18 protein-coding genes and 1 tRNA gene are annotated in these 18,013 nt (G+C 61.6%); all 19 read right to left on the bottom strand.

Annotated features, from left to right (window positions below; all coding sequences use genetic code 11):
• Positions 1-266 precede the first annotated feature (266 nt).
• The 19 genes from U5A67_RS03055 to tpiA all read right to left on the bottom strand — a co-directional run bounded on the left by U5A67_RS03055 (position 267) and on the right by tpiA (position 17,953).
• The gene (locus U5A67_RS03055; protein WP_205986222.1) at positions 267-854 is read right to left on the bottom strand and encodes an NUDIX domain-containing protein; all 588 of its coding nucleotides are present in this window, start codon (positions 852-854) and stop codon (positions 267-269) included.
• Between the two features lie 113 nt (positions 855-967).
• On the bottom strand, positions 968-1,270 hold the full coding sequence (locus tag U5A67_RS03050; protein ID WP_205986221.1) for a DUF2818 family protein: 303 nt from the start codon (positions 1,268-1,270) through the stop codon (positions 968-970).
• A 1-nt stretch (position 1,271) separates the two neighbouring features.
• Positions 1,272-2,747 carry an NADH-quinone oxidoreductase subunit NuoN gene (nuoN, locus tag U5A67_RS03045; protein WP_241024356.1) on the bottom strand — a complete coding sequence of 492 codons (1,476 nt, stop codon included), beginning with the start codon at positions 2,745-2,747 and terminating at the stop codon, positions 1,272-1,274.
• 24 nt (positions 2,748-2,771) lie between these two features.
• Positions 2,772-4,271, bottom strand: coding sequence for an NADH-quinone oxidoreductase subunit M (locus tag U5A67_RS03040; RefSeq protein ID WP_205986220.1), 1,500 nt, complete (start codon positions 4,269-4,271; stop codon positions 2,772-2,774).
• Positions 4,272-4,284: 13 nt separating this feature from the next.
• Positions 4,285-6,333 carry an NADH-quinone oxidoreductase subunit L gene (nuoL, locus tag U5A67_RS03035; RefSeq protein ID WP_321814418.1) on the bottom strand — a complete coding sequence of 683 codons (2,049 nt, stop codon included), beginning with the start codon at positions 6,331-6,333 and terminating at the stop codon, positions 4,285-4,287.
• An 11-nt stretch (positions 6,334-6,344) separates the two neighbouring features.
• Positions 6,345-6,650, bottom strand: coding sequence for an NADH-quinone oxidoreductase subunit NuoK (gene nuoK, locus U5A67_RS03030; protein WP_006052894.1), 306 nt, complete (start codon positions 6,648-6,650; stop codon positions 6,345-6,347).
• Positions 6,651-6,670: 20 nt separating this feature from the next.
• On the bottom strand, positions 6,671-7,378 hold the full coding sequence (locus tag U5A67_RS03025) for an NADH-quinone oxidoreductase subunit J (RefSeq protein ID WP_205986218.1): 708 nt from the start codon (positions 7,376-7,378) through the stop codon (positions 6,671-6,673).
• Between the two features lie 174 nt (positions 7,379-7,552).
• A complete protein-coding gene (nuoI, locus tag U5A67_RS03020) occupies positions 7,553-8,041 on the bottom strand; it encodes an NADH-quinone oxidoreductase subunit NuoI (RefSeq protein WP_144271534.1) in 489 nt (162 codons plus the stop codon).
• A gap of 12 nt (positions 8,042-8,053) precedes the next feature.
• On the bottom strand, positions 8,054-9,118 hold the full coding sequence (gene nuoH, locus U5A67_RS03015; protein ID WP_205986217.1) for an NADH-quinone oxidoreductase subunit NuoH: 1,065 nt from the start codon (positions 9,116-9,118) through the stop codon (positions 8,054-8,056).
• On the bottom strand, positions 9,119-11,452 hold the full coding sequence (nuoG, locus tag U5A67_RS03010) for an NADH-quinone oxidoreductase subunit NuoG (protein WP_321814417.1): 2,334 nt from the start codon (positions 11,450-11,452) through the stop codon (positions 9,119-9,121).
• Positions 11,453-11,544: 92 nt separating this feature from the next.
• Positions 11,545-12,873 carry an NADH-quinone oxidoreductase subunit NuoF gene (nuoF, locus tag U5A67_RS03005; protein ID WP_321814416.1) on the bottom strand — a complete coding sequence of 443 codons (1,329 nt, stop codon included), beginning with the start codon at positions 12,871-12,873 and terminating at the stop codon, positions 11,545-11,547.
• On the bottom strand, positions 12,870-13,355 hold the full coding sequence (gene nuoE, locus U5A67_RS03000; RefSeq protein ID WP_205986214.1) for an NADH-quinone oxidoreductase subunit NuoE: 486 nt from the start codon (positions 13,353-13,355) through the stop codon (positions 12,870-12,872). Before nuoE ends, nuoF begins: the two co-directional genes overlap by 4 nt.
• A gap of 154 nt (positions 13,356-13,509) precedes the next feature.
• Positions 13,510-14,763 carry an NADH-quinone oxidoreductase subunit D gene (locus tag U5A67_RS02995; RefSeq protein ID WP_205986213.1) on the bottom strand — a complete coding sequence of 418 codons (1,254 nt, stop codon included), beginning with the start codon at positions 14,761-14,763 and terminating at the stop codon, positions 13,510-13,512.
• A gap of 9 nt (positions 14,764-14,772) precedes the next feature.
• Positions 14,773-15,378, bottom strand: coding sequence for an NADH-quinone oxidoreductase subunit C (locus U5A67_RS02990; protein WP_205986212.1), 606 nt, complete (start codon positions 15,376-15,378; stop codon positions 14,773-14,775).
• Between the two features lie 22 nt (positions 15,379-15,400).
• The gene (locus U5A67_RS02985; protein ID WP_027819582.1) at positions 15,401-15,880 is read right to left on the bottom strand and encodes a NuoB/complex I 20 kDa subunit family protein; all 480 of its coding nucleotides are present in this window, start codon (positions 15,878-15,880) and stop codon (positions 15,401-15,403) included.
• Positions 15,881-15,952: 72 nt separating this feature from the next.
• On the bottom strand, positions 15,953-16,312 hold the full coding sequence (locus U5A67_RS02980; protein WP_205986210.1) for an NADH-quinone oxidoreductase subunit A: 360 nt from the start codon (positions 16,310-16,312) through the stop codon (positions 15,953-15,955).
• Positions 16,313-16,478: 166 nt separating this feature from the next.
• Positions 16,479-16,563 (bottom strand) — tRNA-Leu (locus U5A67_RS02975).
• Positions 16,564-16,674: 111 nt separating this feature from the next.
• Positions 16,675-17,076, bottom strand: a complete 402-nt coding sequence (gene secG / locus U5A67_RS02970; protein ID WP_205986246.1) for a preprotein translocase subunit SecG — start codon at positions 17,074-17,076, stop codon at positions 16,675-16,677.
• Positions 17,077-17,170: 94 nt separating this feature from the next.
• The gene (gene tpiA, locus U5A67_RS02965) at positions 17,171-17,953 is read right to left on the bottom strand and encodes a triose-phosphate isomerase (RefSeq protein ID WP_321814415.1); all 783 of its coding nucleotides are present in this window, start codon (positions 17,951-17,953) and stop codon (positions 17,171-17,173) included.
• Positions 17,954-18,013 lie beyond the last annotated feature (60 nt).

The raw sequence follows: 18,013 nt of genomic DNA, 5'->3' as shown, positions 1-18,013 counted from the left end.
GGCTTGCGTTGGAGTGTATCGCAAAATGAAAATTTGTGAACGATCGTTCGTAAAATTTCCGGACGGGGAAAACACCGATGCCGTGCGGCGTTCAGGGCGGGCTCAGAAGCGGCTCGTCGATCGGTGGTCGATTGTAGCGCTGCGCGGAACGCCCCGCTTGGCCTTTGCTTAACGCCGATTTATGACGCTCATGTGAAGACGGCGGCCTTGCGGGCCGCCGTCTGTAAAACATTTGCACCGCTTCGAACGGCGCCTGCTGACGCAGCTTAAGCAGGCTGCCCGAGCGGCCAGCTACCCGAGAGCGCCTTTTCAAGCCAGAACGTGCCGATGATGGTTTTCACGTCCGTGATCTTGCCTTCGCGCACCCATTCGAGCAGTTCCGGCAGCGTCGCCGTAAAGGTCTCCAGGAATTCGCCTTCATCGAGCTTCGATTCGCCCGACGTGAGACCGCGCGCGAGATAGATATCGATGAACTCGGTCGAGTACGAAATCACCGGATGGATCTTGGTGAGATAGATGTACTCGCGCGCCGTATAGCCGGTCTCTTCCTTGAGTTCGCGCTTCGCGCAGGCGAGCGCGCCTTCCTGCGGATCGAGCTTGCCCGCCGGGAATTCGGTCATCACGCGCGCGAGCGGGTAACGGTACTGACGCTCCATCAGCACGCGGCCGTCGTCGAACAGCGGGATCACCATCACCGCGCCCGGATGCTGGACGTATTCGCGCGTGGCGTGCTTGCCGTCGGGCAAGGCCACGGTGTCGCACTTGAGCGTCAGGAATTTGCCCGCGTGGAGCGTCGTGCTTTCCACACACGTCTCGGCGAGCGCCGGGTCGTGTTTCTGATCTTCAGCAGCCATGGTTCAACCTCGGGAGGATCGGAAATAGGAACAGGTATCGAACGGCAAGGCGCGGAAAAACCGCGCTGCAATCGACAATGCGCGCGCCCCGCTCGTCGAGCGAGGCGCCTGCATCACGCCGGACGGCGTTTGACGAGATATTGCCAGGCGAAGCCGGGGAACGCGAACACGACAAAAAGACTGAACGTGATGGCGTAGAACTGCCAGCCCTGGTCGAAGCGGTTACCGGCGCGCGCTTCCAGCAGGAAGCCGAACGCACCGACCACGAAATACAGCACGATCAGCTCGGCGATGCGGACCCATGCGCTCTTCCTGGGCGCGCGCATCGGCACAAGGCCGAACAGACGCTGATTGAGAAACGGCAGGTTGGCGCCCGCGAGCGCCAACAATACGATAAACCACCCTGCTGCCGACATATTACAGAGGCAACGAGTGCGTAACGGCTTGCAGGCACAGCGACATCAGCGGGCCCGGAATGATGCCGAGCACGAGCACGGCGACGCCGTTGATCGTCAGCATGGCGCGGTTGCTGGCATGGCTCTGGATCGGCGAGCTGTCCTGCGGTGCATCGAAGTACATCAGCTTGACGATACGCAGGTAGTAGAACGCGCCGAACAGCGACGTCACCACGGCAAGGATCGCGAGCCACGTGAGGCCGGCGTTCATCGTCGCTTCGAGCACGGCGAGCTTCGCGTAGAAGCCGACCGTCGGCGGAATGCCGGCGAGCGAGAACATCACGAGCATCATGACGAAGGCGAGCATCGGGCTGCGATGGTTCAGGCCCTTGAAGTCGTCGAGCGTTTCCGCTTCGAAGTCGCGGCGCGCGAGCATCATCACCACACCGAATGCGCCGAGCGTCGTGATCAGGTAGACGATGCTGTAGAACATCGCCGAGCTATAGGCGCTGGCTGCGCCCGTTGCCTTGTTGTCGACGATGCCGGCGAGCAGACCGAGCAGCACGAAGCCCATGTTCGAGATCGCCGAGTACGCCAGCATGCGCTTGACGTTACGCTGGACGATACCCGTGATGTTGCCGACGATCATCGACAGCGCCGCGAGAATGATCAGCATTTCCTGCCAGTCCACCGCCAGCGGCAGCAGACCCATGACGAGGAAGCGCACGGCCCACGCGAATGCGGCCACCTTCGGGCCGCCGCCGGTGAGCAGCGTCATGGCCGTGGGAGCGCCTTGATAGACGTCCGGCACCCACATGTGGAACGGCACCGCGCCCATCTTGAACGCCACGCCGGCAACCACGAAGACCACGCCGAACAGCAGCACGATGTCGTTGATATGGCCCGAGGCGACCGCCTTGAACACGTCGCCCAGATCGAGCGAGCCGGTCGCGCCGTACAGCATCGAAATACCGTAGAGCAGGAAGCCCGATGCGAGCGCGCCCAGCACGTAGTACTTCATGGCCGCTTCGTTCGACTGCGAGGCGTCGCGGCGCAGCGCAATCAGCGCGTACAGCGACAGCGACATCAGTTCGAGACCGAGGTACAGCGTGAGGAAGTTGTTGCCCGAGATCATGACGATCTGGCCGAGCAGCGAGAACATGCCAAGCAGGAAAAACTCGCCCCGGAACAGGTCACGGTCTTCGAGATATTTGCGCGAGTACACGATCGACACGGCGTAGCCGAGCGTCACGACGGCCTTCATCGCGCTGGCGAACGCATCCACCACGTACATGCGCGAGAAGAAATAGCTCGGCTGTTGCGTGTCGAGGGCGTTCACCGCGAACCAGGCACCGGCGACGATCGTCGTCAGCAAGGCGATGAGATAAGTCGTGCGCCGGCCTGAAGGACCGGAGAACGTGTCGTTGAGCCACGCGACGATGATGCCGGCGAGTACCAGCGCATCGGGTAGCAGAGCGTACATAGGGGCGTTTGGCATGATCTTTTGTTCCTCCGCTCGGTATTACTGTGACAGCGGCAGTTTCGACACTGCGACGTGGGAGAGGAGGTTTTCCACGGAAACGTGCATCACATCGGTAAAGGGCTTCGGGTAGATGCCCATGAAAAGCGTGAACAGCGCGAGCACGACAAGAATCCCGTATTCGCGGCAGTTGATGTCCTTCAGCTCGCGAACGTGATCGTTCGAGATGGCGCCGAAGTACACCCGCTTGTACATCCACAACGTGTAGGCCGCGCCCAGGATCAGCGTGAACGCCGCCCCGAATGCGATCCAGAAGTTGAACTTCACTGCGGCCAGAATCACCATGAATTCGCCGACGAATCCCGAGGTGCCCGGCAGGCCGCAGTTAGCCATTGCAAACAGCATGGCCAGCGCCGCGAACTTCGGCATCGTGTTGACGACGCCGCCGTAGTCGGCAATCTGGCGCGTATGCATGCGGTCGTACAGCACCCCGATGCACAGGAACATGGCGCCCGAGACGAAACCGTGCGAGATCATCTGGATGATCCCGCCTTCGACAGCGAGCTGGCTCGACGGGCCGAACATAAAGAAGCCGAGCGTGACGAAGCCCATGTGGGCGATCGACGAATACGCGACCAGCTTCTTCATGTCCGCCTGCACCATCGCCACGAGGCCGATATAGATCACAGCGATCAGCGACAACGTGATGATGACCGGCGCCAGGTAATGACTCGCGTCCGGGGTCACCGGCAGCGAGAAACGCAGGAAACCGTACGCACCGAGTTTCAGCATGATGGCGGCCAGCACGACCGAACCGCCCGTAGGCGCTTCGACGTGTGCGTCCGGCAACCACGTATGAACCGGGAACATCGGCACCTTGACGGCGAACGCGAAGAAGAACGCGACGAACAGCAGGATCTGCGGTGTCATCGCCAGCTTTGCGTCTTGCCAGGCGGCCAGTTCGAACGTGTGCGTCACACGGTACAGATACAACAACGCGACCAGCATCAGCAACGAACCGGCCAGCGTGTACAGAAAAAACTTGAAGGCTGCGTACACGCGATTCGGGCCGCCCCAGACACCGATGATGATGTACATCGGGATCAGCGTGGCTTCGAAGAACACGTAGAACAGCAGACCGTCAGCGGCGCAAAACACGCCGATCATGAGACCCGACAGCACCAGGAAGGCCGCGAAATACTGCGCGACATCTTCCTTGATTACCTGCCAGCCCGCGATCACCACGATCACCGTAATGAGCGCCGTGAGCACCACGAACCACATGGCGATGCCGTCGACGCCCAGGTGATAGGCGATGTTGAAACGGTCGATCCAGACCGACTTTTCCTCGAACTGCAGCGCAGCCGTGGTGGTGTCGAAGCCCGAAACGAGCGGAAGCGTAACGAGGAAACTAAGCACTGAACCGATGAGCGCGAGCCAGCGGGCTCGGCCCGGGTTCCGGTCGGAACCCACTACTAAAACGATGACGCCGAAAATGATCGGCATCCAGATCGCAATACTCAGAATCGGGGTTGCGTGCATGCGTTTCCTCGCCTTATTTGCCGCTGAGCGTTACAAACAGGGTAAGGAGGCCAAGCATGCCAATAATCATGGCAAATGCGTAGTGATAGATATAGCCGGATTGCAGGAAACGAATGACAGTTGCAAACCAGCCGATAAACTTGGCGCTCCCGTTCACGACGCCGTCGATCACGACGACATCGCCCTCCTTCCACAGACCGCGACCGATAGCGACTGCTCCGCGTGCGAAGACGATTTCGTTGATCTTGTCGAGGTAATACGCATTTGCCAGCAGCTTGTAGACCGGTGCGAACGTGCGCTGCACGACGGCCGGCAGATCCGGGCGCTTCATATAGAAGAACCACGCCACCACCACGCCTGCCAGCGCAAGCCAGACCGGCACGCCCGAGAACGCATGTGCGCCCATCGCGGCCCAGCCGTGGAACTCTTCTGCCATCTCGCTCAGACCCGGATGGTTCTGGCCGATGAAGATAACCTTGTCGAAAGCCACGCCGTTCTGGAAGAACGAACCGAACAGCAGCGGGTCGATCGCGTACGCACCGGCGATGATCGACGGAATCGCGAGCAGCACGAGCGGCACCCAGACCACCCACGGCGACTCGTGCGGAACATGCACGTGATGATCGTCGTGACCGTGCTCACCATGGGCACCATGAGCCGCTTCGATCCCCATCGGCGATTCCGGATGCTTCGGACCGCGGAAGCGCTCTTCACCGTGGAACACGAGGAAGTACATACGGAACGAGTACAGCGCCGTCACGAACACGCTGGCGACCACCGCGAAGTACGCGAAGCCCGAACCCGGCAGGTGCGAAAGCTTCACGGCGTCGATGATCGAATCCTTCGAGTAGAAGCCCGAGAAGAACGGCGTGCCGATCAGCGCAAGCGAACCGACCAGCGACGTGATCCACGTGATGGGCATGTACTTGCGCAGGCCACCCATGTTGCGCATGTCCTGATCGTGGTGCATGCCCATGATGACCGAACCCGCGCCGAGGAACAGCAGTGCCTTGAAGAACGCGTGCGTCATCAGGTGGAAGATCGCGACCGGGTAAGCCGACACGCCGAGCGCGACCGTCATGTAGCCGAGCTGCGAGAGCGTGGAGTAAGCCACCACGCGCTTGATGTCGTTCTGCACGACGCCCAGGAAACCCATGAAGAGCGCGGTAATGGCGCCGATCACGACGATGAACGACAGCGCTGCGTCCGACAGTTCGAACAGCGGCGACATGCGCGCGACCATGAAGATACCGGCCGTCACCATGGTTGCCGCGTGAATCAGTGCGGAGATCGGCGTCGGGCCTTCCATCGAATCGGGCAGCCAGACGTGCAGCGGGAACTGCGCCGACTTACCCATCGCGCCGATGAACAGGCAGATGCACGAAACGGTGAGCAGGTTCCACGAAGTACCCGGGAACGTCAGCGCGGCGAGCTCGTTGCCTTTCGCGAACACGTCGTTGTAGTTCAGCGAACCACCGTACGCGAGCAGCAAACCGATGCCCAGCAGGAAGCCGAAGTCGCCCACGCGGTTCACGAGGAACGCCTTCATGTTCGCGTAGATGGCGCTTTCACGCTTGAAGTAGAAGCCGATCAGCAGGTACGAGACCAGACCCACCGCTTCCCAGCCGAAGAACAGCTGCAGGAAGTTGTTGGCCATCACGAGCATCAGCATCGAGAACGTGAACAGCGCGATGTACGAGAAGAAGCGCTGGTAGCCCTCTTCTTCGGCCATGTAGCCGATCGTGTAGATGTGCACCATCAGCGACACGAAGGTCACGACGATCATCATGAGCGCCGTGAGCGAGTCGATCAGGAAGCCCACTTCGAACTTCATCCCGCCTACCGACATCCATTCGTAGACGGTCGCGTTGAAGCTCGCGCCGCCCAGCACGTCGAAGAACGTCATGCATGAAAGCACGAACGCAATCGCCACGCCGAGAATGGTGACCGTATGCGCGCCAGCGCGCCCCACTGTCTTGCCGAACAGACCCGCGATGAGCGAGCCGGCGAGTGGAGCCAGCGGAATCGCCAGCAGCAAGTTTTCGTTGAGTGTCGTAGCCATAACCGCCTGCCTTAGCCTTTGAGCTGATCGAGATCCTCGACATTGATCGTGTCGAGGCTGCGGAACAGAGTCACAAGAATAGCCAGACCAATTGCTGCTTCCGCCGCCGCAACTGTAAGCACGAAGAACACGAAAATCTGTCCGTGAACGTCACCGAGATAATGCGAGAACGCAACGAAGTTCGTGTTCACCGCCAACAACATAAGCTCAATCGCCATCAGGATGATGATGACGTTGCGCCGATTCAGAAAGATGCCGACGATCGAGATCGCAAACAGGATCGCGCCGAGGACAAGGTAATGGGCCAGAGTCAACATAGTGGTTCGCTCCTTCGCGCTTAGCTCTTCGTTGCCGGCGCGGCCGGGGCGGCACCAGGCGCTGCAGCCGGTGCCGCTGCGGCGTCGGCCGGCGCGGCCTCTTCCACTTCCGGCACTTCGACCACCGCCTGCATCTTCACGAGACGCACACGGTCCTTGGCACGCACGGCGACCTGCTTCGACACGTCCTGGCGCTTGCTGTCCTTCGGCTCGCGCACGGTCAGGCCGATAGCCGCGACGATGGCGACCAGCAGCACGAGGCCGGCGACTTCGAAGGCGAAGATGTAATCGGTGTAGATGATCTTGCCGATCAGATGCGTGTTCGACATCGCACCCGAGGACACCGCAGCGAGCGAGCCATCGGCCACCGGCGTGGTGGTCGCGCCGTAGCCGTGCCAGAGGATCAGCGCGGTTTCGACCACCATGATCGCGCCGACGATGGTCGCGACCGGGATGAAGCGCTTGAAGTCGCGGCTCAGCACGTCGATGTTGATGTCCAGCATCATCACCACGAACAGGAACAGCACCATCACCGCGCCCACGTAGACGAGCACCAGCAGGATCGCGAGGAACTCGGCCTCGAGCAGCATCCACACCGCAGCTGCGTTGAAGAACGCGAGCACGAGGAAGAGCGCCGACGAGACGGGATTGCGCGAGGTGATCACCTTCAGCCCTGATAGCGTGAGCAACAGCGCGAAGATGTAGAACAGGACGGTCGTGAATTCCATGATTACTGGTTCATCGTTGAGGCCATCATAAGGCGGATTGCGCAGCGCAGACTGGCGGCCAGACCAGGGAGCGTCGCGCCGCGGCGGTCGGCATGCAGGAACGCGGCATTTTCAGGCGCAGGCGTGCCCCGCAGCCGGCCCGAACCGCGGGCCGATGCAGCGTCAAACTGAAGATCAACGGTACGGTGCATCTGCTGCCTTGTTTGCCGCGATCTGCGCTTCGTAGCGATCGCCCACGGCCAGCAGCATTTCCTTCGTGAAGTACAGATCGCCGCGCTTCTCGCCGTGGTACTCGAGAATGTGCGTTTCGACGATCGAATCGACCGGGCAGCTTTCTTCGCAGAAACCGCAGAAGATGCACTTGGTCAGGTCGATGTCGTAGCGCGTCGTGCGGCGCGTGTTGTCGGCACGCACATCCGATTCGATGGTGATAGCCATCGCCGGGCACACGGCTTCGCACAGCTTGCACGCGATGCAGCGCTCTTCGCCATTTTCATAGCGGCGCAGCGCATGCAAACCGCGAAAACGCGGCGACATCGGGGTCTTCTCTTCCGGGAACTGCACCGTGAACTTGCGCTTGAAGGTGTAACGACCCGTCAGCGCGAGGCCCTTGAGCAGCTCGGTCAGGAAGAACGTCTTGAAGAACTGTTGAATAGCGGTCATTTCGTTCGCCCCTTATTTCCAGATGCTCAGCGGCGACATATACCAGAAGCCCACCACAATCAGCCAGACCACGCACACCGGAATGAACACTTTCCAGCCAAGACGCATGATCTGGTCATAGCGGAAGCGCGGGAACGTCGCGCGAGCCCAGATGAACACGGACAGGAAGAAGAAAGTCTTCAGGACCAGCCAGAACACGCCCGGGATGAAGTCGAGGAACGCGAACGGCGCGCTCCAGCCACCGAGGAACAGCACCGAGGTGAGCGCCGAGATCACGATCATGTTGATGTACTCGGCGAGGAAGAAGAGCGCGAAGCCCATCCCCGAGTAATCGACCATGTGACCCGCGACGATTTCCGACTCCCCTTCCACCACGTCGAACGGGTGGCGGTTCGTTTCGGCGAGACCTGAGATGAAGTACACGACGAACATCGGCAGCAGCGGCAGCCAGTTCCACGAGAGGAACGTGATGCCGTGGCTCGCGAACATGCCTTGCATCTGCTGACGCACGATGTCCGACAGGTTCAGGCTGCCCGACACCATCAGCACCACGACGAGCGCAAAGCCCATCGCGATTTCGTACGAAACCATCTGCGCCGCGGCGCGCATGGCGCCGAGGAACGCGTACTTCGAGTTCGAAGCCCAGCCCGCGAGAATCACGCCGTAGACGCCGAACGACGAGATCGCCATCACGTAGAGCAGACCCGCGTTGATGTCGCCGAGCACCGCGCCTGCCTGGAACGGAATCACCGCCCAGACTGCGAAGGCCGGCACCACCACCATGATCGGCGCGACCATGTAGACCCAGCGGCTCGCCTGGGCGGGCTGAATCACTTCCTTGAGCAGCAGCTTCAGCACGTCGGCGATCGGCTGCAACAGCCCTGCGGGGCCGACGCGGTTCGGGCCCAGACGCACGTGCATCCAGCCGATCAGCTTGCGCTCCCAGAGGATCAGGTACGCCACGCACAGCAGGATCACCACCGCGACGACGAGAATGCGCACCAGCGCCCACACCGTGGGCCAGGCCATACCGAGCAGCTGGCTGCCGCCTGCATTGATCGTATCGAACAAGCTCATTTACGCCTTCTCCACCAGCAGTTCACCGAACAGGCTGCCGAGCTGCGCGCCGGCCGGCGTTGCCGCCGACACGCGCACCGCCGTCGGCGCAAGATTCGCATCGCGCGTTGCGGGTGCCGTCACCGACAGCTCGCCCTGACGCACGCGCACCGCGTCGCCTTCCTTCAGGCCGAGCTGGTCGAACAACGCAGCCGGCAGGCCGACCGTGTTCGCCACGCGCGCGGCCGTCGTGAGGTGCAGCGCTTCGGCGCGGCGCACGATCGGATCGGCGTGATAGATGGGCACATCGGCGATACGCTCGAAGCGGCCTTCCGCTGCCTTCGCAGCTTGACCGCGAGCGACCGTTGCGCTGGCCTTGTTCGACAGACGCGCTTCGAAGCTGCCGTCGCCGATCGCCTTGCGGCGCACTTCTTCCGCGGCGTCGTATTCGAAGCCCGGCAGGCCGAGCAGCGTGCCCAGCACGCGCAGGACCTTCCAGGCCGGACGCGTATCGCCGAGCGGGCGCACGACGCCGTTGAAAGTCTGCACGGTGCCTTCGGCGTTGACGAAGGTGCCCGACGTTTCCGTGTACGGTGCGATCGGCAGTAGCACGTCCGCGTAGTCCAGACCGGTCTTGAACGGCGAGAACACGGCGACCATTTCGGCCTGTGCGAGCGCAGCGCGCGCAGCAGCCGGGTTGGCCGTGTCGAACTCCGGTTCGACGTTGAACAGCAGATAACCCTTGCGCGGCTGCTCGAACACTTCGCGTGCGTTCAGACCGTCGCGGCCCGGCAATGCGCCCACGAGGTGCGCACCGACCGTGTTCGAAGCTTCCGTGAGGAAGCCGAGCGTGGCGCCCGTCGTCTCAGCGATGAACTGGGCGGCGGCGTGCAGACGCGAGAATTCCGGATGCTGGACCGCAGCGTTGCCGAGCAGCACGAAGCGGCGCTCGCCGCTTGCGAGCGAGGCCGCAACCTGCTTCGCGGTTTCGGTGGCTTGCGCGCCTGCGAAGCCTTCCGGCAGCGCGACGCCCTTCGCTTCAGCGGCGGCAGCGGCAATCGCAGCGAGTTCGTCGAGCCATGCCGACGGCGCGGCCACGATACGCTGTGCGTTCGGAATCAGCGAACCGTCGCCGGTTGCGTTGAGGAACGACACCTGCGCGCCGCCCTTGGCAGCCTGACGCAGACGCGCGGCAAACAGCGCGTGGTCGCGACGCAGGAACGAACCGACGATGAATGCGGAATCGGCATACGACAGATCGGCGATCTTCGTGCCGAGCCACGGCGCGCCTTCCAGCGGCGCGGCGAAATCGCTCTGGCGCAGGCGGAAGTCGACGTTCGGCGTGCCGATCGCGTCCGCGAGCTGCTTCACGAGATGCAGTTCTTCGATGGTGCTATGCGGGCTGACCAGCGCGGCGAGCATGTTCTCGCCATGATCGTCGCTGATGCCGCGAATGCCCTTGACCGCGTACTCCAGCGCGGTCTGCCAGTCGGTCTCGACCCACTCGCCGCCCTGCTTGATCATCGGGCGCGTGAGGCGGTCTTCGGCGTTCAGGCCTTCGTACGAGAAGCGATCCTTGTCCGAGATCCAGCACTCGTTGACGGCTTCGTTCTCGAACGGCAGCACGCGCATCACGCGGTTGTTCTTGACCTGCACGACGAGGTTCGCACCGGTCGAATCGTGCGGGCTCACCGACTTGCGGCGCGACAGTTCCCACGTACGCGCCGAGAAGCGGAACGGCTTGCTCGTCAGCGCGCCCACCGGGCACAGGTCGATCATGTTGCCCGACAGCTCCGAATCCACGGTCTTGCCGAGGAAGGTGCTGATTTCCGAGTGCATGCCGCGGCCGAGCATGCCGAACTCCATCACGCCGGCGATTTCGTCGCCGAAGCGCACGCAGCGCGTGCAGTGGATGCAGCGCGACATCTCTTCCATCGAGATCAGCGGGCCGACGTTCTTGTGGAACACCACGCGCTTTTCTTCGCTGAAGCGCGACGCCGACTTGCCGTAACCCACGGCCAGATCCTGCAGCTGGCACTCGCCGCCCTGATCGCAGATCGGGCAATCGAGCGGGTGGTTGATCAGCAGGAATTCCATCACGGCTTGCTGGCCCTGCACGGCCTTGTCCGACGTCGTGCGCACGACCATGCCCTGCGACACCGGCGTCGCGCATGCGGGCACGGCCTTCGGCATCTTCTCGACATCGACGAGACACATCCGGCAGTTGGCCGCGATGGACAGCTTCTTGTGATAGCAGAAGTGCGGAATGTACGTGTCCACGCGCTGCGCAGCCTGGATCACCATGCTGCCCTCGGGCACCTGCACCTTCTTGCCGTCTATTTCAAGTTCAACCATGATGGTTAATCGTCCCTAACCTGTTACCGCTCAATTTCACAGCGGCATTCCCCGCTACGCGGTTCGTGCGCGCGCTGTCCTTACTCGCCCATTCAGGCAGCCACGGTTTCCGGGGCTGCGTGCGAGCCGGCATGACCGCCGACGAGACAACGCTTGTTGTGCACGTGATATTCGAATTCGTCCCAGTAATGCTTGAGCATGCCGCGCACCGGCATGGCCGCCGCGTCACCGAGCGCGCAGATCGTACGGCCCATGATGTTGCCCGCCACCGAGTTCAGAAGATCCAGGTCTTCCTGACGGCCCTGGCCGTGCTCGATACGGTTCACCACGCGATAGAGCCAGCCCGTGCCTTCGCGGCAAGGCGTGCACTGGCCACACGACTCTTCGTAGTAGAAGTACGACAGACGCAGCAGCGAGCGCACCATGCAGCGCGTTTCGTCCATGACGATGACCGCACCCGAGCCGAGCATCGAGCCCTGCTTGGCGATGGAGTCATAGTCCATGTCCGTCTGCATCATCAGCTCGCCCGGAATGACCGGCGCCGACGAACCGCCCGGAATCACGGCCTTGAGCTTCTTGCCGCCGCGCACGCCGCCGGCGAGTTCCATCAGCGCCGCGAACGGCGTGCCGAGCGGAATCTCGTAGTTGCCCGGACGCTCCACGTCACCCGAGATCGAGAAGATCTTGGTGCCGCCGTTGTTCGGCTTGCCGAGTTCCATGTACGCCTGCGGACCGACGGTCAGCAGGAAAGGAACGGCCGCGAAGGTCTCGGTGTTGTTGATCGTGGTGGGCTTGCCGTACACGCCGAAGCTCGCCGGGAAAGGCGGCTTGAAACGCGGCTGGCCCTTCTTGCCTTCGAGCGATTCGAGCAGCGCGGTTTCCTCGCCGCACACATACGCGCCATAGCCATGGTGCGCGTGCAGCTGGAACGTGAAGTCCGTGCCGAGAATGTTGTCGCCGAGAAAGCCTGCTGCGCGCGCTTCGTCGAGCGCGGCTTCGAAGCGGCGATACACCTCGAAGATCTCGCCGTGGATGTAGTTGTAGCCCACGGTGATGCCCATCGCGTACGCGCCGATGGCCATGCCTTCGATCACCGCATGCGGGTTCAGGCGCAGGATGTCGCGATCCTTGAACGTGCCCGGCTCGCCCTCGTCCGAATTGCAGACGAGATACTTCTGGCCCGGGAACTGACGCGGCATGAAGCTCCACTTCAGACCGGTCGGGAAGCCCGCGCCGCCACGGCCGCGCAGACCGCCGGCCTTGACGTCCGCAATCACCTGCTCGGGCGGAATCTTTTCTTCGAGGATACGGCGCAGCTGGGCGTAACCGCCGCGCGCAACGTAGTCCTGCAGATGCCAGTTCTCGCCGTTGAGGCCCGCGAGAATCAGGGGTTTGATGTGTCGATCGTGCAATGCAGTCATTTCGCAAGCTCCTCGAGCAGCTGGTCGATCTTCTCGCGGCTCATGAAGCTGCACATGCGGTGATTGTTCACGAGCATCACCGGTGCGTCGCCGCACGCGCCCATGCACTCACCCTCTTTCAAGGTGAACTTGCCGTCGGGCGTGGTTTCGCCGAAGTCGATACCGAGCTTCTGCTTCAGATATTCCGCAGCGCTTTCCGCGCCGCCGTCCGGGCCAAGCTGACAAGGCAGGTTCGTGCAGAGCGTGATCTTGTGCTTGCCGACCGGCCGGGTCTCGAACATCGTATAGAAGGTGGCGACTTCCTGGACTGCCACCGGCGGCATGCCGATGTAGTCGGCCACGAACTGCATCAGTTCGGGGGACAGCCAGCCATGCTCTTCTTGAGCCACGGCCAAAGCCGCCATCACGGCGGACTGTCGTTGATCGGCGGGGTACTTCGACAGCGCGCGATCGATTTCTTTCAGGCCTTCAGCTGAGATCATTTTCAGACACGACTCTTTCAATTCCTACCGTTTCAATTCCCGCCAGACAAACACCTGCCGCGCGTTGTGCATTCCTGCTCGCTGCGACAGTCGTGGCGTTCCCGGTATTTCGCCGCGCGCACCGCACCTGCGGGCGCGCCGGCAGTTTGCAGCCTTAGCGGTCGATTTCGCCGAACACAATGTCCTGCGTGCCAATAATCGTTACCGCGTCGGCAATCATGTGACCGCGCGCCATTTCGTCCAGCGCGGACAGGTGGGCATACCCCGGCGCGCGGATCTTCAGACGATACGGCTTGTTCGCGCCATCCGACACCAGGTAGATGCCGAATTCACCCTTCGGATGTTCGACGGCTGCGTACGCTTCGCCTTCGGGTACATGGAAGCCTTCCGTGAAGAGCTTGAAGTGGTGAATCAGCTCTTCCATGTTCGACTTCATGTTCACGCGCGACGGCGGCGCAACCTTGTGATTGTCGACCATCACCGGACCCGGATTCTTGCGCAGCCACTCAATGCACTGTTTCGCAATCCGGGTGGACTGGCGCATCTCTTCGATACGCACGAGGTAGCGGTCGTAACAATCGCCGTTCACGCCGACGGGGATGTCGAAGTCGAGCTGGTCATAGACTTCGTACGGCTGCTTCTTGCGCAGATCCCACTCGATGCCCGAACCGCGCAGCATCGCGCCCGTGAGACCGAGCTGCATGGCGCGTTCAGGAGTGACCACGCCGATACCCACGAGACGCTGCTTCCAGATGCGGTTGTCGGTGAGCAGCGTTTCGTACTCGTCGACACAACCCGGGAAGCGCGTGAAGAAGTCGTCGATGAAGTCCAGCACCGAGCCCTGGCGCGCTTCGTTCATCTTCGCCAGTGCTTTCTCGTTGTGGATTTTCGACGCCTTGTATTGCGGCATGGCGTCCGGCAGATCGCGATAGACGCCGCCCGGACGGTAGTAAGCCGCGTGCATACGCGCACCCGACACCGCCTCGTAGACGTCCATCAGATCTTCGCGCTCGCGGAACGCGTACAGGAACACGGCCATGGCGCCGACGTCGAGACCGTGCGAGCCGATCCACATCAGGTGGTTCAGCACGCGGGTGATTTCGTCGAACAGGACGCGGATGTACTTCGCGCGGATCGGCACGTCGATGCCGAGCAGCTTTTCGATCGCGAGCACATAGCCGTGCTCGTTGACCATCATCGACACGTAGTCGAGACGGTCCATGTACGGCACCGACTGAATGAAGGTCTTGCTTTCGGCGAGCTTTTCGGTCGCGCGATGCAGCAGGCCGATATGCGGATCGGCGCGCTGGATCACTTCGCCGTCGAGCTCGAGCACGAGGCGCAGCACACCGTGCGCTGCCGGGTGCTGCGGGCCGAAGTTGAGCGTGTAGTTCTTGATCTCTGACATGCGACCCTCTTAGTGTTTCCTCAGACCACCGTAGCGATCCTCGCGGATCACACGCGGCGTGATCTCGCGCGGCTCGATCGTAACCGGTTGATAGACTACCCGCTTCTGCTCCGGGTCATATCGCATCTCGACATAACCGGAAACCGGGAAGTCCTTGCGGAACGGATGGCCGATGAAACCGTAGTCGGTCAGAATGCGGCGCAGGTCGGGGTGGCCTTCGAAGACGATGCCGAACAGGTCGAACGCTTCACGCTCGTACCAGTTGGCCGAATTCCAGATATCCACGACAGAAGCGACGATAGGCACTTCGTCGTCCGGCGCGAACACGCGCAGACGCAAGCGCCAGTTATTCGTGATGGAGAGCAGCTGCGAAACGGCCGCAAAACGCGGGCCGTCCCAGGCGCCGTCGCCATAGGTTTGATAGTCGACGCCGCAGAGGTCGATCAACTGTTCGAAGCGGAGCGACGGATTGTCGCGCAATTCTGTCGCGACATTCAGGTAATCTACCGCTTTTATGACCAAGGTCAACTCACCGAGCTTTTCAGTGAGACTGACGACGCGCGCACCAAGGGCCGCTTCGAGGTTCGCTTTCAGGGTCTCGAGTTTGCTTGCCATATTGTGGGGGAGGCGTTGGCCTTTATTGACGGGCGATGGTGCTAGTGCGGCGAATCTTCGCCTGCAACTGGATCACCCCGTAGACCAGGGCTTCCGCGGTGGGCGGACAACCTGGCACATAGACGTCGACCGGCACGATACGGTCACAACCGCGCACGACCGAATACGAGTAATGGTAGTAACCGCCGCCGTTGGCGCAGGACCCCATCGAGATGACCCAGCGCGGCTCGGCCATCTGGTCGTAGACCTTGCGCAGTGCGGGCGCCATCTTGTTACAGAGGGTGCCGGCGACGATCATCACGTCGGACTGACGCGGACTCGGGCGAAACACCACGCCGAAGCGGTCGAGGTCGTAACGGGCCGCGCCCGCGTGCATCATTTCGACCGCGCAACACGCCAGGCCGAACGTCATTGGCCACAGCGAGCCAGTGCGCGTCCAGTTGATCAGCTTGTCAGCCGTAGTGGTGACAAACCCTTCCTTCAAGACCCCTTCGATACTCATGTGCTTTCCACTCCAGCGGACGGCCTGCAGTGTCCCCACAGTGCCGCCCATGCTATCCGGCGATTTAACCCGTCATTCCCAGTCCAGACCGCCTTTCTTCCAGATGTAGGCAAAGCCCAGCAGGAATTCGAGCAGAAACAGCATCATCGACAGAAAACCCGGCCAGCCGATATCGCGCAGGGCTACGCCCCACGGAAACAGGAATGCCGTTTCGAGATCGAAGATGATGAAGAGAATGGCCACGAGGTAATACCGTACATCGAACTTCATGCGCGCGTCTTCGAACGCTTCGAAGCCGCACTCGTACGGTGAATTCTTTTCGCTGTTTGGCCGATTGGGACCGAGGATCTTGCCGATGCTGACCAGCGCCACGCCCAGACCAATACCTACGAGAAGGAACAACAGGACGGGGTAATAGGTAGCGAGGTTCAAGGCTATCCTCTATCGGTTGGTTCTGAGGTTCCGCAGGACAACTTCTGGTCGTACCGCGGGAATCGCTTTACGTACTTCGCGCTGCGAACGAAACAAACACGACGTATAAAGCAAAAATGCCAGCCGAAGCTGATGAAGCAAGCGGCTGGCATTTTATCGAATACATTGGTGCCGACGGCGAGACTCGAACTCGCACAGCTTTCGCCACTACCCCCTCAAGATAGCGTGTCTACCAATTTCACCACGTCGGCACTACATGCAATCCGGGACAACAATTTATTGAAACCCGCGAATCGCTTCAAGACTTAAATTCTAACCTGTTCTCGCCGTTTGTTCAATGCACAAAAACAGATTTTTGAAACTTATTTCGGAACATCGTTGCCGGGAACCGAGGCTGCAGCAGCCGAAGCTGCAACTGCCGGAACGCTTGCACTAGACGCTGCGGAAACACTCGCTGCGATCGGTGCAGAAGCAACGACCGGGGCTGGAGCCGAAGCGCCAAGCACGCCCGCCGAAGGCTTCGCATGATACGACCCCAGGTACGTTAATGCAAGCGTCGACACGAAAAATACCGTTGCGAGAATTGCAGTGGTACGCGACAGGAAGTTGGCCGAACCGCTTGCGCCGAACAGGCTGCCCGACGCGCCGCTGCCAAAAGCCGCGCCCATGTCGGCACCTTTGCCGTGCTGCAGCAATACGAGGCCGATCACCCCGAGCGCCGACAGAAGCTGAACGACGATAATCAACGTTTTCAAATACAGCATCACACTCACCTGAGTCCTGGTTGAACGCACCCTCTTCGCGAGGATGCACATGGTGGACGGCACGACCCTCGCAAGAGGCGTCGTGCGCGAACCTTTAGCTCGCGACGCTCGCGCCTGCCGTAGCAGCCGCGCAGATCGCGAGGAAATCTTGTGCCTTGAGCGCCGCGCCGCCGATCAGGCCGCCATCGATATCGGCTTGACGGAACAGTTCGGCCGCATTTTCCGGCTTCACGCTGCCGCCGTACAGCAGGGCGACATCGGCGACATTCGCGCCCTTCGCCGCGAGGCGCGCGCGCAGGAATGCGTGCACCTGCTGCGCCTGCTCCGACGTCGCGCTCTTGCCCGTGCCGATGGCCCACACCGGCTCGTAAGCGACGACGATGCGCGCCGCTTCCTCAACCGACAACACGGCCAGCACGGCGTCGAGTTGCGCACCGACCACCTGCTCGGTCGCGCCGCTTTCGCGCTGCTCCAGCGTTTCGCCCACGCAGACGATCGGCGTGAGGCCGGCCGCCAGCGCACGCTGCGTCTTCACCGCGACGAGCTCCGAGCTTTCGCCGTGATACGCGCGACGCTCCGAGTGACCCACGATCGCGAAACCTGCCTCGAAATCGGCAACCATGCCTGCTGCGACTTCGCCCGTGTAGGCGCCCTGCTCGTGCGCGGAGATATCCTGCGCGCCCCACACCACCCGGCTGCCGCCGAGCAGCGCCTGCGCCTGCGCGAGATAGGGAAACGGCACGCACACGCCGACACGCACGTCGGCAGCCAGCGCCTGAGCGCCTTGTGCCACGCCTTCGAGCAATGCCGCATTGGCCGCCAAGCGGCCATGCATCTTCCAGTTACCGACTACGAGCTTCGATCGTTGTTTCGTCATTGTTTCGGTTGCTGTTAAAAGCGGACGCAAAACACATCATTTTACTGTGTGTAATCGAAG

The sequence above is a fragment of the Paraburkholderia sp. J69-1 genome (assembly GCF_905220255.1).
Classification (GTDB): domain Bacteria; phylum Pseudomonadota; class Gammaproteobacteria; order Burkholderiales; family Burkholderiaceae; genus Paraburkholderia.
The sequence above is the reverse complement of the archived record's forward strand: the minus strand, read 5'-3'. Positions and strand labels throughout refer to the sequence as shown.

Coding starts and splice junctions, on each gene's coding strand:
- U5A67_RS03055 (WP_205986222.1), bottom strand. CDS start 854: ATGGCTGCTGAAGATCAGAAACACGACCCGGCGCTCGCCGAGACGTGT.
- U5A67_RS03050 (WP_205986221.1), bottom strand. CDS start 1,270: ATGTCGGCAGCAGGGTGGTTTATCGTATTGTTGGCGCTCGCGGGCGCC.
- nuoN (WP_241024356.1), bottom strand. CDS start 2,747: ATGCCAAACGCCCCTATGTACGCTCTGCTACCCGATGCGCTGGTACTC.
- U5A67_RS03040 (WP_205986220.1), bottom strand. CDS start 4,271: ATGCACGCAACCCCGATTCTGAGTATTGCGATCTGGATGCCGATCATT.
- nuoL (WP_321814418.1), bottom strand. CDS start 6,333: ATGGCTACGACACTCAACGAAAACTTGCTGCTGGCGATTCCGCTGGCT.
- nuoK (WP_006052894.1), bottom strand. CDS start 6,650: ATGTTGACTCTGGCCCATTACCTTGTCCTCGGCGCGATCCTGTTTGCG.
- U5A67_RS03025 (WP_205986218.1), bottom strand. CDS start 7,378: ATGGAATTCACGACCGTCCTGTTCTACATCTTCGCGCTGTTGCTCACG.
- nuoI (WP_144271534.1), bottom strand. CDS start 8,041: ATGACCGCTATTCAACAGTTCTTCAAGACGTTCTTCCTGACCGAGCTG.
- nuoH (WP_205986217.1), bottom strand. CDS start 9,118: ATGAGCTTGTTCGATACGATCAATGCAGGCGGCAGCCAGCTGCTCGGT.
- nuoG (WP_321814417.1), bottom strand. CDS start 11,452: ATGGTTGAACTTGAAATAGACGGCAAGAAGGTGCAGGTGCCCGAGGGC.
- nuoF (WP_321814416.1), bottom strand. CDS start 12,873: ATGACTGCATTGCACGATCGACACATCAAACCCCTGATTCTCGCGGGC.
- nuoE (WP_205986214.1), bottom strand. CDS start 13,355: ATGATCTCAGCTGAAGGCCTGAAAGAAATCGATCGCGCGCTGTCGAAG.
- U5A67_RS02995 (WP_205986213.1), bottom strand. CDS start 14,763: ATGTCAGAGATCAAGAACTACACGCTCAACTTCGGCCCGCAGCACCCG.
- U5A67_RS02990 (WP_205986212.1), bottom strand. CDS start 15,378: ATGGCAAGCAAACTCGAGACCCTGAAAGCGAACCTCGAAGCGGCCCTT.
- U5A67_RS02985 (WP_027819582.1), bottom strand. CDS start 15,880: ATGAGTATCGAAGGGGTCTTGAAGGAAGGGTTTGTCACCACTACGGCT.
- secG (WP_205986246.1), bottom strand. CDS start 17,076: ATGCTGTATTTGAAAACGTTGATTATCGTCGTTCAGCTTCTGTCGGCG.
- tpiA (WP_321814415.1), bottom strand. CDS start 17,953: ATGACGAAACAACGATCGAAGCTCGTAGTCGGTAACTGGAAGATGCAT.